This window comes from Micromonospora sp. NPDC049374, assembly GCF_040677165.1.
GTDB lineage: Bacteria > Actinomycetota > Actinomycetes > Mycobacteriales > Micromonosporaceae > Micromonospora.
This window is the reverse complement of record NZ_JBFAQH010000001.1, coordinates 662705-675616: the sequence shown is the minus strand read 5'-3', so window position 1 is coordinate 675616 and position 12912 is coordinate 662705. Positions and strand designations below refer to the sequence as shown.

The 12912-nt window shown below is 71.5% G+C and carries 9 protein-coding genes; 5 read left to right on the top strand and 4 right to left on the bottom strand.

Annotation, left to right across the window (positions count from 1 at the left end):
• Positions 1-36 precede the first annotated feature (36 nt).
• Positions 37-2004, top strand: coding sequence for a tetratricopeptide repeat protein (locus AB0J93_RS03135; RefSeq protein ID WP_363917550.1), 1968 nt, complete (start codon positions 37-39; stop codon positions 2002-2004).
• Positions 2005-2165: 161 nt separating this feature from the next.
• Entirely contained in the window at positions 2166-4385 is a 2220-nt protein-coding gene (locus tag AB0J93_RS03130; protein WP_363917717.1) for an AAA family ATPase, read from the top strand.
• A gap of 177 nt (positions 4386-4562) precedes the next feature.
• Here the strand turns inward: AB0J93_RS03130 and AB0J93_RS03125 are convergent, their stop codons facing one another.
• Complete coding sequence (locus tag AB0J93_RS03125; protein WP_363917548.1) at positions 4563-4964, bottom strand: hypothetical protein; 402 nt, start codon at positions 4962-4964, stop codon at positions 4563-4565.
• 172 nt (positions 4965-5136) lie between these two features.
• On the opposite strand from AB0J93_RS03125, the gene AB0J93_RS03120 reads away from it, so the two are divergent.
• Positions 5137-7179 carry a glycerophosphodiester phosphodiesterase family protein gene (locus AB0J93_RS03120; protein ID WP_363917546.1) on the top strand — a complete coding sequence of 681 codons (2043 nt, stop codon included), beginning with the start codon at positions 5137-5139 and terminating at the stop codon, positions 7177-7179.
• 196 nt (positions 7180-7375) lie between these two features.
• Positions 7376-7753 (top strand): hypothetical protein, encoded by a 378-nt coding sequence (locus AB0J93_RS03115; protein ID WP_363917544.1) that lies wholly within the window; start codon positions 7376-7378, stop codon positions 7751-7753.
• A 149-nt stretch (positions 7754-7902) separates the two neighbouring features.
• Here the strand turns inward: AB0J93_RS03115 and AB0J93_RS03110 are convergent, their stop codons facing one another.
• Both AB0J93_RS03110 and AB0J93_RS03105 read right to left on the bottom strand, forming a co-directional pair.
• Entirely contained in the window at positions 7903-8919 is a 1017-nt protein-coding gene (locus AB0J93_RS03110; RefSeq protein ID WP_363917542.1) for a sporulation protein, read from the bottom strand.
• A 306-nt stretch (positions 8920-9225) separates the two neighbouring features.
• Positions 9226-10614: a cellulase family glycosylhydrolase gene (locus AB0J93_RS03105; RefSeq protein WP_363917540.1), complete on the bottom strand. Its 1389-nt coding sequence runs from the start codon at positions 10612-10614 to the stop codon at positions 9226-9228.
• A gap of 345 nt (positions 10615-10959) precedes the next feature.
• Here AB0J93_RS03105 and AB0J93_RS03100 point away from each other — a divergent pair, with 345 nt between their 5' ends.
• Positions 10960-11922: a TIGR03557 family F420-dependent LLM class oxidoreductase gene (locus tag AB0J93_RS03100; RefSeq protein ID WP_363917538.1), complete on the top strand. Its 963-nt coding sequence runs from the start codon at positions 10960-10962 to the stop codon at positions 11920-11922.
• A 209-nt stretch (positions 11923-12131) separates the two neighbouring features.
• Here AB0J93_RS03100 and AB0J93_RS03095 read toward each other — a convergent pair whose 3' ends face one another.
• A complete protein-coding gene (locus AB0J93_RS03095; RefSeq protein ID WP_363917536.1) occupies positions 12132-12911 on the bottom strand; it encodes an endonuclease/exonuclease/phosphatase family protein in 780 nt (259 codons plus the stop codon).
• Position 12912 lies beyond the last annotated feature (1 nt).

Genomic DNA, 12912 nt, shown 5'->3' with positions numbered 1-12912 from the left:
CTTGTACTAAACGTCGTCGAATGAGCACGATGGGGCGTGCCCTCCGGCTTCGGTGAACTGACTGATCAGGCGCACGACCTGGTCTCCGCCGGCGATCTCGCCGGCGCCCAACGGCTGCTCGCCGACGCGCTGACCGGCGCCGACCCGCGCCCGGCCAACGCCACGTCCGAGTTGGCCGAGGCGGCCAGCCTGCACGCGCGGGTGCTGGTCGCGCTCGGCGAGCCGCACTCGGCACGGGGCTGGGCCGCCTACGCGTACGCCGCCAGCTCCCGGCTGTACGGCCGCTCCGATCCGCGTACGGTGGCCGCCGCGGCCACCCTGGCGGCGGTGCTGCACCGGGTGGGCAGTTGGTCGCGGGCGGCGCGGCTGTACCAGGAAGTGATCATCGAGCTGACCGCGTCGGACGGACCGGAGTCGCTGCGGGTGCTCGCCGCCCACGCCGATCTGGCCACCGTGGAGTACGCCCGAGGTCAGTGCCAGGTCGCCCGCGACCGGCTCCAGGACGCGTGGGAGCTGCACCGCGAGGTCTACGGCGACGGGCACCCGAGCGGGATCAAGATGCTGGCCCGGCTCGGCTCGATGCAGCGCGACTGCGGCCAGTTCGCCGAGGCGCAGGACAATCTGGCCCTGGCCCGCGAACTGGCCCGCCAGCACCTCCCTGCCGACGACCCGCTGGCCGCCCAGGTGGCCACGCTGGCCCGGGCCGCGGCCAACCCGGCCCACGTCTGCGCCGACAACCCGCCGGTCAGCGTGGAGGAACCGGTCGTTCCGTCCGCCCGTACCCCGCCGGCCGACGACATCCCACCCGCGCCGACCTGGCCGCACCCGCGCCTGCCCGACGACGACGCGCCCGCCTCGGCGGCACCCCCGCCGGCCGGGACGGGCCCTGCCGCCGGGTCGGAAGCCCCGGCGGACTGGCCCGACACCGCCGTGACCGGGACGGGCCCGGCCGGCTGGCCCGACCACGAGGCCGGATCCACCGCATCCCCGCAGGACAGCTGGCCCCCGGCGTGGAGCGCCGCATCGGCGGAACCCGTACCGAACGAGCCGACCCGGACGACACCGGACGACGAGCCGGCCCCGGCGTCCTGGGCGGCGACCCCGGAGGAGGACGATCAGCCGTGGCGGGTGGCTCACCACGCCGGTGGGGAGGAACATCCGGCGGAGGGTTACCACCCGAGCCACGGGTACCCGCCGGCCGATTCGTCGGCAACCGGTGCCACCTCAGCCGTGCCCACGCCTCGGCAGCCGGTCGACGGCCCGGCCGGGCCGCCCGAGGACTGGTGGGCCGGGCCGGTGACCGAGCAGCCCGGTCCGAACCCGTACCCCGAGCCACCACCACCGGCGGGCGGCGGCCCGTATCCGGAGCCACCGCCACCGGCGGGCGGTGCGGTACCGCCGAGCGTGGTCGGGCTGACCGGTACGCCACAGGCCCCCGGGGTGTACCGGCTGCGCCGGGTCGAGCCGGAACGCCCCGGGCCACCGTCACGCCTGCTGCCGGTGCCGGTACGCCGCACCGCCGCACCGCCGTCGGACGCTCAGCCGAACCGGCTGGTGCTGATCGTCGCGGCCGGAGTCCTCGTGGTGCTGCTCGGTGCCGCGGCGGTCATCGCCGGGGTGTCCCGGGTCGGCGGCGGCGATCCGGCGCCACCGGCGGCCAGCGGTGACCCGAGCGGCGCGGCACCCCCGGCAACCACGCCCACGGCCGGCGAAGACCCTCCCCCCGCCTCCCCCGGTGCCGCGCCGACCGGGCTGTCGCTGCGCGACAACCGGGACAGTGTGACGTTGCGGTGGACGTACCCGGCCGGGGCGGAAGGGCCGGTGATCGTCTCGGGCGGTCGGGACGGCCAGCCGCAGAACCCCTTCGCGGATCTGCCCGCCGGCAGCGACAGCTTCGTCGTCTACGGGCTCAACCGCAGTCTCGACTACTGCTTCACGGTCGCGGTCGCCTGGTCCACCGACACCGTCGCCCGCTCCGACGAGGTCTGCACCGAACGCCGCTGACCATCGGAGCGCGCTATCTTTGACAGTTCAGGCACAAAAAAGAACGGCTTATAGAAGCCGTTCTGAACGCGAATTCTAGCTAATCGGGAGACGGATTGTCAAGGCACTCCGGCGGTTCGCCGTCCGACGACGAGATCGGCCGCGAGCAGGAGTACGTCTCGATGCTCTACCAGCGCCTCGACGACCTGCGTGACCAGGCAGCGACCCGGTTGACCGAGCAACTACGCGCCACCGGCGGCACGTTGCAGGCCCGCTCACAACGCGACAGCTCGGTACGCATGTACGCCGACCAGGTCGAGCAGTTCTCGGCGGTGGAGAACGGCCTCTGCTTCGGCCGGCTGGACACCGACAGCGACAAGCGCCACTACATCGGTCGGATCGGCATCTTCGACACCGAAGGTGACTACGAGCCGCTGCTGATGGACTGGCGTGCCCCGGCCGCCCGCGCCTTCTACCTCGCCACCGCCGCAAATCCGCAGGGCATCCGGCGACGCCGGCACCTGCGCACCCGGCAACGGAAGGTGGTCGGCGTCAACGACGAGGTGCTCGACCTGGCCACCGCCTCCCCCACCGCCCACGAGGAGCTGACCGGCGAGGCGTCGCTGCTGGCCGCGCTCAACGCCGGACGGACCGGCCGGATGCGCGACATCGTGGAGACCATCCAGGCCGAGCAGGACCGGATCATCCGGGCCGACCTGCCGGGCGTGCTGGTGGTCCAGGGCGGGCCGGGCACCGGCAAGACCGCGGTGGCGCTGCACCGGGCCGCGTACCTGCTCTACACCCACCGGCGGGAACTGTCGACCCGGGGTGTGCTGCTGGTCGGCCCGAACGTGACGTTCCTGCGGTACATCTCGCAGGTGCTGCCCGCGCTGGCCGAGACGGGCGTGCTGCTGCGTACCCAGGGCGATCTCTTCCCGGGCGTCAGCGCCCACCGGGCCGAGTCGGCCACCACCGCCGCCCTGAAGGGCCGCCTGACGATGGTCGAGGTGCTGGCCAACGCCGTACGCGATCGGCAGCGGGTGCCCGACGAGCCGGTGGAGATCGAGCTGCCGCAGCGGGAGGTCCTCGTCCTCGACCCGGCCACCGTGCACGCGGCGCGCGACCGGGCCCGGCGCAGCGGCCGGCCGCACAACCTGGCCCGCGCCGTCTTCGACATCGAGGTCATTCACGCGCTCGCCGACCAGGTGGCCGAACGCATCGGTGCCGACCCGCTGGGCGGGGAGAACCTGCTCGAAGAGGCCGACCGCGCCGAGATCCGCCGCGAACTGCGCGAGGAGCCGGAGGTACGGGCCACCCTGGACGAGCTGTGGCCGGTGCTCACGCCGCAGCGCCTGCTCGCCGACCTGTACGCCGCACCCGAGCGCATCGACGCCGCCGCGCCCATGCTCAGCGACGCGGAGCGGGCCGCGCTGCACCGCGAGCCGGGCGGCTGGACACCGGCGGACGTGCCCCTGCTGGACGAGGCGGCGGAGCTGCTCGGCGAGGACGACCGGGCCGCCGCCGCCCGCCGGGACCGGATCCGCGCCCTGCAACGCGAGTACGCCGAGGGCGTGCTGGAGATCGCCCGGGGTTCGCGCTCGATCGACGTGGAGGACGAGGCCGAGGGCGGCGAGATCCTCGGCGTGACCGACCTGCTCGACGCCGACCGGCTGCTGGAACGGCAGGAGGAGGCGGACCGGCTGACCACCGCCCAGCGCGCGGCGGCCGACCGTGGTTGGGCGTTCGGGCACGTCATCGTCGACGAGGCGCAGGAGTTGTCGCCGCTGGCCTGGCGGCTGCTGATGCGCCGCTGCCCGAGCCGTTCGATGACCATCGTGGGTGACGTGGCGCAGACCGGTGCGCTGGCCGGCACGCCGTCGTGGGCGGAGGCGCTGGCGCCGTACGTGGCGGACCGGTGGCGGCTGACCGAGCTGACCGTCAGCTACCGCACCCCTGCCGAGATCATGGCGGTGGCGGCGGAGGTGCTGGCCGAGATCGATCCGGCGCTGCGCCCGCCCCGCGCCGTACGCTCCAGCGGTTTCCCGCCGCAGCAGCGGGCGGTGCCGGCGGAGTCGCTCGCCACGGAGCTGGTGGCGGTCGCCACGGCCGAGGCAGCCGGGCTGACCGACGGGCGGCTCGGGGTGATCGTCCCGGCCGGCCGGCTCGACGACCTCGGTTCCGCGCTGACGGCGGCACTGCCCGAGGCGGCCGTCGGTGAGCACCCCGAGCTGGAGAGTCGGGTGGTGGTGCTGACCGTCGCCGAGGCCAAGGGCCTCGAATTCGACTCGGTCATCGTGGTCGACCCGGCCCGCATCAGCGCCGAGTCCCCCCGAGGCCGCAACGACCTCTACGTAGCCCTAACCCGAGCCACCCAAAACCTAACCACCCTCACCCCCACCTGACCACACCCCCCACCTGACCGCCCCCCGCACCTGACCGCGCCCCCGCCGGACCGCGCCCCGCCGGACCGCGCCCCGCCACACCACGTTGATCATGAGGTTAGCGGCACTCACAGAGATCAAAACCGCCGCTAACCTCATGATCAACAAGGTGGGGTTGGGTGGGTGGGTGGGGTTGGGTTATTCGAAGTTGCCTTGGTGGGTGGTGGGGGTGGACTGGTCGCTGGTGGGGCCGCCGGCGGGGGTGCTCATGCCGCCGGTGGTGGCGTCGCCGGTGGTAGTCGGGGCGACCTTGCCGCGGTGACGCTCCGGCTGGCGGGCCACCCGTCGGGCGCTCGCCGGCCCGGCGGTGCCGCCGGTCGTGGTGATCGCGCCCTGGCCGCGCGTCGGCCCGCCGTCGCGCAGCACGTTCGGGTCGATCGGCACGTCGGCCGGGTCGTCCGGGTCCTCACGCTGCAACTGGCTCTCCACATCGGTCGGCGGCACGGTCACCTCGTCCAGGGCGCCTTCGCCGTACACGCCGCCGGCGATCCGCTCCTCGGCCCGGCGGGCGGCGTCTTGTCGCATCTCGTCCTCACGCACGATCCATCACCTCGCAGAAGGGTCGGTCTGGGTGCGTGCCCGGTGACCGGCGCGGCAAACCCGCACCGCCGGTTCACCGAGCCGTCGCACTGCGCTTGCCTGCCCGCCGCGCCGGCTGCCGATGCTGTGCAGCGGATTCGGCGGGAGATCCCCGCAGGAGGGAGAGGACAGCGTGCGCATCGTACGCCGTACCGCCGTCGCGGCCCTGGCCGCGACGATCGTGACGACCATGCTGGCGGCACCTGCCGCGGCACGCCCGCGGCCAGACCGGGACTTCGACCTACAGGCCCACCGGGGCGGACTCGGGCTGCGGGTGGAGAGCAGCCTCGCGTCGTTCGGCAACGCCCTTCAGCTCGGGGTGAGCACCCTCGAACTGGACGTCCAGATCACCGAGGACGGACGGGCCGTGGTCACCCACGACCGGCGGGTCAGCGCCGCGAAGTGCGCCGACACCAACCCGGTCGTCCCCAATGACCCCGAGTTCCCGTACGTCGGGAAGTACGTAAACACGTTGACCCTGGCGCAGGTACGCACCCTCGACTGCGGCTCGCGTACGCTGCCGGACCGGCCGGGGCAACTCGCCGTGCCGGGCGCTCGGATGCCGCTGCTGAGTGAGGTCTTCGCGCTGGTGAAGCGGTACCGGGCGGACGACGTGACGCTAAACGTCGAGACCAAGGTGGAGGCGGGAGCGCCGAGCGAGACCGCGCCACGGGAACAGTTCGTCCAGGTCACCGCGAAGGAGATCCGGGCCGCCGGGCTGCTGCGGCAGGTGACGATCCAGAGCTTCGACTGGGGCGCACTGAAGCGGATGCGTCAGGTCGAGCCGCGGCTGCCGCTGGTGGCGCTTACCAACTACGACTTCCTCCAGGTCGGGCAACCGGGCGCCTCCCCGTGGCTGGGTGGGCTGGACATCGACGACTTCGGCGGCGACCCGATCCGGGCGATCCGCAGCCTGGGCGTCACCGCCTTCTCACCGGTGCACGGCTTTCCGCAGAACGGCACCGTCACCGACCCCGGCTACCGGCCGTACGTGACGCGGGAGTTGGTGACCCACGCGCACCGCAACGGCATCACGGTGATCCCGTGGACGGTGAACGATGTGCCGACCATGGCCAAGCTGATCGACGACGGGGTGGACGGCATCATCACCGACTACCCGGACCGGCTGCGCACGCTGCTCACGCAGCGCGGCTACCGGCTGCCCCGGGCGTACGCCTCGCCGTTCGACATCCAGGCACACCGCGGCGGCCGGGCGACCCGACCCGAGAACACCCTGCCCGCCTTCGCCAATGCGCTGGCCAACCCGGCGATCTCCACCCTGGAACTGGACACCGGCGTGACCTCCGACGGCAGGCTGGTCGTGCTGCACGACCGCACCGTCAACGGGTCGCACTGCCTCGACACGGCGCCGGTACGGCCGGACGACCCACAGTTCCCGTACGTGGGCAAACTGGTGCACCGGCTGAGTCTCGCGCAGCTCAAGACCCTCGACTGTGGTAAGAAGACCGCCGCCGACCTGCCCGACCAGGTGCCCGTCCCCGGTGCCCGGATCCCCACCCTGGAGGAGGTCTTCGCGCTGGTGAAGGCCAGCGGCCGGACGGACATCCGGTTCAACGTCGAGACGAAGATCAGCCCGTTGGTGGACGACACCGAGCCGTACCGCAGCTTCACCCGCAAGCTGGTGACCGCCGTGCAGCGCGCCGGCCTCACCGACCGGGTCACCATCCAGTCCTTCGACTGGCGCACCATCACCTACGCCCGGCACCTGGACCGGCGCATCGAGACGGTGGCCCTGGTCTGGCAGTACGGGCCGGCGGAGTGTGCCGGGCTGGCCGACGAGTGCTCGCTGCGGGCGGTGTACGGCGACCGGTCGGTCAAGAGCCCGTGGACCGCTGGACTGGACTGGTGGAAGCACCGGGACCTGGGCAAGCTCACCCGGGCAGCCGGCGCTTCCACCGTGTCGGCGAACTGGCAGGTGCACGACCCGGCGCAGGGTTCGGTCATTAACCCGGACTGGTACCTGCGGCAGGACCCCAGGTACTTCCACGGACCGGACGTACGCACCCTGCAGACCCGGTACGGCCTGAAGGTGATCCCGTACACCGTCAACGACGCGGCGGTGATGCAACGGGTGATCGACCTCGGCGTGGACGGCATCATCACCGACGACCCGGGCCTGCTTGTCGGCGTGGCCATCCGCAACGGCCTGCGGTGAACCTCAGCGCGGGCGGCGCTGAACTCCAGCGCCGCCCGCGCTAACGGCGGGAATCGCGGTCCGGGCGGACGTTACTGCCCCGGCGGGAGGGGTAGACCCGGGGTGCCCCCGCCAAGCGCGCGAACCGTGCCGTGGCCGACACGCGGTAGCGGGGCGAGGGTCGCAGGTTACGACTCATCAATCCTGAGGAGGACAGATGAGCACGCAGGCTGCATCTACCAGGCCGATGAACCGCCCGGCGCAGGACGTGCAGAACCGCGCGGCCATGCAGGAGGCACCCACCCGTCAGATGCCGATGATGCACGACGGGCACCGGGAGCCGACGCCGGCACCGGGTACGGAGACGAAGCAGTCGTTCCTGACCACAGAGTTCTGGATCTACGCGGCTGCCGTCACCGCCGTGGTCATCGCCGCCTTCTGGCGCGGCACGACCGCGTACGGCCTGAACCTGAACAACCCCGGCCAGGCGTGGTTCTTCATCACCCTGCTGACCCTCGGTTACCTGGGTAGCCGTGGTCTGGCCAAGGCCGGTAGCCCGAAGCGTTCCGGTGAGGAGCGTAAGCGGGGGCGGTGACCCCCGCACCGGCGAGGCCGTGACCGGCCCGCGTACGCACGGTGGCCCTTCGGGATCTCTCCCGAAGGGCCACCGTCCCGTCGTGTCCAGGCCGCCTCGTCCGACCGTGGCCGGCTGGCGGACCTCAGCCGGCGCCCAGCGGCGTTGGCCTAGAACTCCTCGAAGCCGCCGAAGTCGCCGCCACCGAAGTCACCACCGAAGTCACCGGCGGCGTCGGTCACCTCGTCCTCGGCGCCCTCGAAGGCGTTACCGATCATGTGGCCGGCGAGCATGCCACCGGCGGCACCCAGCGCAGCGCCGGCCACCACCCCACCCATGCCGGAACCCCGGCGCTGGTGCGGGTGGCCGAACTTCTGCGCGCCGCCGTAGCCGTGCGGGCCGAATGCCTGGGTGCGCAGGGCACCGAAGCGGCCGATCGTCTCCTGCAACCAGCCGTCGACCACCTGCACCCAGTCGGAGCGCTCCGCGTCGGTGTGCGCCACCTGGTAGCGGCCGAAGACGTCGTGGCCGGGTGCCAGGAAGCCACCGCGCTTGTCGCACTCCAGCACCACGTCGACGCCGTGCGGGTTGGTGACGAAGGTCAGTTCGAGTTCATTGATGGTCTGCGCGTACTGCGGCGCGGCGAAGAACTCGATCTCCTGGTAGAACGGCAGGGTCTGCTGCACCCCGTGGATCAGGCCGCGCTCCAGGTCGGCCTTCTTGAACCGGAAGCCGAGCTGGAGGAACGCCTCAAGGATGCGCTCCTGCACCGGCAGCGGGTGCACGTTGATCTCGTCCAGGTCGCCCTTGTCGACCGCGCGGGCGATCGCCAGCTCGGTACGCAGCCCCAGCGACATGCCGTGCAGACGCTGGCCGTAGACCGCGGTGATCGGGGTCTCCCAGGGCAGCGGTAGCTGGAACGGGATGGACAATGCCTGCTTCGGCGCGAGTTGGAGCGGCCCGCTGACCACCTGGCGGTGGAACTCCATCACGCCGGCCTGCTCACCGATCTCGACCCGGGTGACCAGACCGATGGCGATCTGCTCGATGTCCGCCGCGGCGTCCCCACCGAGCAGGTTGACCTGACCGTCGAGTGCCAATCCGGGCCGGGTGTTCGGGTTGGCCAGGACGGTGTCCACACTGGGACCGCCCACGCCCAACGCGCTCAGCATCTTCTTGAAGACCATCGGTACTCCTGCGGGGTCTGGTGCCCGAACTCCACATTGGGAGCGGACGCGGACCAGCGCACCCTATCGAGTGGGCCTGTGAGGTCGCTGAAAAAACAAGCCGATGCGGTACGGATTCGTGCGTTCTCGCCGGGCGGCCCGGGTTCGGGCCGCCCGGCGAGAAGCGCTCTACGGCACCACGCTCCGGTCAGGCACGTCGGATCGTCTTGGTGTTCGGCCAGGCGTACGGGCACTGGGTGCGGCTGCCGTTGCCCGACAAACGGTGGTGGCCGGGCCCGCGCGGGCCCGGCCACCGACGGTGCGATGTCAGCTCGCGGTGCAGGTCACCGCGGGAGCCGAGTTGGTGCCGTTCCAGCTGCCGAGGAAGCCGAAGTTGGTGCTGGCCCCGGCGCCGAGGCGGCCGTTGTAGGCGACGTTGCGGGCGGTCACGGTGGACCCGCTGCTGGAGACCGTGGCGTTCCAGGACTGGGTCACCGTCTGGCCGTTGGCGTACGTCCAGCGCACCGTCCAGCCGTCGATGGCGCTGGAGCCGGCGGTCACCCGGACGTCACCCTGGAAGCCGCCCTGCCACTGGCCGGTGATGGCGTAGGTGGCCGTGCAACCGGCGCCCGGCGGCGGAGTCGACGGGGGCGGAGTCGACGGGGGCGGGGTCGAGGGCGGCGGGGTCGAGGGCGGCGGGGTCGACGGGGGCGGTGTGGTCGGCGGGGTCGAGTCGTAGACGCTGGCCTGCCGCGAGGTCTGCCGGATGCCGTTGGTGCCGTTGAACAACCGTTCGCCCCAACTGGTCAGCTGGTTCGGGTTGAAGTTGGTGGCCATGTCGAGGTACTCCACGCCACCGCTGTTGCCGCTCCACGACCAGCCCAACCAGCCGATACCGTTGGCCTGGGTGTAGGAGAGGATGGCGTCCTCGTCGGGGTTGCCGTCGGAGTGGTTGTGCCCGAACTCGCCGACCACGATGGGCAGGCCACGGCTGCGGAAACGACCCAGGTAGTCGCTGATCTCCGCGGCGGTGTCGAAGACGCCGTACATGTGGATCGAGAAGACCGTGTTGCGGGCCGGGTCGGCGCTGAACACCGTGGGGGCGTTGTCGCGCATGGTGAAGGACCAGTCCTGACCCCAGTTCGGGGCGTCCACCATGATGGTGTGCGTGAGGCCGCCGTCGCGCAGCCGGCGGATCGCGTTGGCGGTGTCGGTGGCGTACGACGAGTAGTTCTGGTTGCCGTACGGCTCGTTGCCGATGTTGACGATCACGTAGGCTTCCTGGCCGTTCAGCGCACTGGCGATGCTGAGCCAGTAGTCGACCGCGCGGTCCAGGGTGATCGCCCCGCTCTGCTCGCCGTACCCGGTGGTGTCGTGCACCTCCAGCACGCAGATCAGCCGGTTGGCCTTGCAGAGCTGGATCACGTTGGACACGTCGGCGGCGCTGTTACGGGTCCACCGGTCGCCGCTGGAGAGCACGACCCGCACCGAGTTGGCGCCGAGGGCCTTGATGTCGGCGAAGGAACTGGTCTGGTTCGGGTACCAGGTGTGCGCGTGGTTGACCCCGCGCATGACGAACTCGTTGCCGTTGGCGTCGTAGAGCCGCCCGTTGTTGACCGAGAAGCCGGCGGCGGCGTGCGCCGAAGGTCCGAAGGTGAAGACTGCGGCGACGGTCGCCAGTAGGACGGCACCGACGGCCGCGAACAGTTTTCTCATGCATTCCTCGCAGGAGGTGTCTCCCCCGTGCCCAGGGGGTGCGGTGAGTGGCAGGTGAGCGGCTGCAGCCCGACAGCCGCGTTCAGGACCCGGCGAGGCATCAGCGTATGCCGATGGGATAGCGAAGGCAACCGGTTCAGTACGCCGGCTACCCGTGACGACCCAGGAGACACCGAGTCGTCACGGGGGCGGACATCCCCACCACAGGATGCACACCACGCCGGCATCTGAACCGGTTCAGACAACGGTAGGCACGGGCCGGGTGCACCGTCAAGCGTCGAGCAGGGTTGACCGATCCGGGCCGGGGTATCCGGAATGACCCGCCCCGGCCGGAAGGAGACGTCAATGGTCAGCATCGGCTACACCCTGATGTGCGAGCAGGCAGGTCCGAAGGAACTCGTCGACCATGCCGTGCGGGCCGAGGCGGCCGGCTTCGACCACCTCGTCATGTCCGACCACTACTACCCCTGGCTGGAGTCGCAGGGGCACTCCCCGTACGCCTGGTCGGTGCTGGGCGCGGTCGCGCACGCCACCTCCCGCGCGGCGCTGATGTCCTTCGTGACCTGCCCGATCCGCCGTTACCACCCGGCGGTGGTGGCGCAGAAGGCGTCGACGCTGGGAGTGCTCTCCGACGGGCGGTTCACCCTCGGCCTCGGTGCCGGGGAGAACCTCAACGAGCACGTGGTGGGCGGCTGGCCGCACGTCCAGCAGCGGCACGAGATGTTCGAGGAGGCGTTGCAGATCATCCGTCCGCTGCTGAACGGGGAGACGTTGACCTTCTCCGGCAACCACTTCGAGGTGCCGGACGCCTACGTCTGGGACCGGCCCGACACGCCGGTGCCGATGGCGGTGGCCGCCTCCGGCCGACAGTCGGCAACCCTGGCCGCCGAGTACGCCGACGGCATGATCGCCACCGATCCGGAGCCGCACCTGGTAGAGATGTACGAGCAGGCTGGCGGGGCTGGACGTCCCCGGTACGGGCAGGTGGCCATCTGCTACGGACCGGACGAGGCCGAGTGCCGCAAGATCGCCCACGACCAGTTCCGCTGGTTCGGGCTGGGCTGGAAGGTCAACAGCGACCTGCCCGACACCGACTCCTTCGAGGCGGCCACCCGCAGCGTGCGCGAGGAGGACGTGGCCGCCGGGCTCTCCTGCGGCCCCGACGTGGAGAAGCACGTGGCGGCGTTCAAGAAGTTCGTCGACGCCGGTTTCACCCACGTGGCACTGGTCCAGGTCGGCGGCGACAGCCAGCCGATGTTCCTGGACTGGGCGCAGGAACAGCTGCTGCCCCGACTGCGCGAACTGTGACCAGGGAAGGTGTGATCGTCGATGCGATTCGGTAACACGGAGATCCGGCCGGCCGGCGGCGGCGTCGGCTGCCTCCTGATGATCCTCTTCTCCATCGTCGCCTCGATCGTGCTGACCGTCCTGCTCAACCTGCTCCTGTGAGGTTCCGCCCGTGTTGATCAAGAAGTTCTGGCCCCGACACGCCGACGTCGGAGACCAAAACTTCTTGATCAACACGGGGTGGGCGGGGTGGGTGGGGTGAGGGCGAACTCGGCGAGGAGGGGGTAGTGGTCGGAGGCGTGCTCGGTGTCGGAGTCGCGGATCACTCCCACGTGCCTGAGGCGGGTGGCGAGCGTGGGGGTGGCGAGCAGGTAGTCCAGGCGCATGTCGGCGAACTCGGCACCACCGTGGGCGGTCGGCACGGTGGGTCCGGCGTCCGCTCCGAGATCCATCAGCCCGGCAGCGAGCAGCCGGGCCACCGCGCGGGTCTCCACCGTCCGCCCGTCGCGGCGCAGATGCCGGCGACGGTACGCGGGCGGTAGCCGACCCACCCGGTCGGCGTGCCCGGCGTACGGATCGAGGGTGTTCAGATCGCCGGCGAGCAGCGCCAGGCCGTCCCGGCCGCGGCGCAGGGCGGCGCTCGCCCACCCCGCCTCGACCAGCCGGCGGGTGCCCGAGTACGGGTCGAGGTGGGTGCCGAGCACCGTCAGCGGACCGGCGTCGGTGCCCAGCACCACGCGTCGGGCCGCGTGGTGGAACGGCCGGCGGACCGGTGCGCCGGCCAGCACCGGCCACGGCGGACCCACCAGCAACGCGACCGACTGTCCCAGCCAGGAACGGGCCAGGTACGGCCGGAGGCCGACGTCGGTGGCGAAGCCCGCGACGTCGAGGTCACCCAGTTCCTGCACGGCGAGCAGGTCCGGCTGCTGGCGCGCGATGACCCGAGCCACCAGCTCGCGTCGATCCGGACCGCCACGGTCCCGGCCGCCGGTGCGGATGTTCCAGGTCATC

Coding starts and splice junctions, on each gene's coding strand:
- AB0J93_RS03130 (WP_363917717.1), top strand. CDS start 2,166: ATGCTCTACCAGCGCCTCGACGACCTGCGTGACCAGGCAGCGACCCGG.
- AB0J93_RS03115 (WP_363917544.1), top strand. CDS start 7,376: ATGAGCACGCAGGCTGCATCTACCAGGCCGATGAACCGCCCGGCGCAG.
- AB0J93_RS03110 (WP_363917542.1), bottom strand. CDS start 8,919: ATGGTCTTCAAGAAGATGCTGAGCGCGTTGGGCGTGGGCGGTCCCAGT.
- AB0J93_RS03105 (WP_363917540.1), bottom strand. CDS start 10,614: ATGAGAAAACTGTTCGCGGCCGTCGGTGCCGTCCTACTGGCGACCGTC.
- AB0J93_RS03100 (WP_363917538.1), top strand. CDS start 10,960: ATGGTCAGCATCGGCTACACCCTGATGTGCGAGCAGGCAGGTCCGAAG.
- AB0J93_RS03095 (WP_363917536.1), bottom strand. CDS start 12,911: ATGACCTGGAACATCCGCACCGGCGGCCGGGACCGTGGCGGTCCGGAT.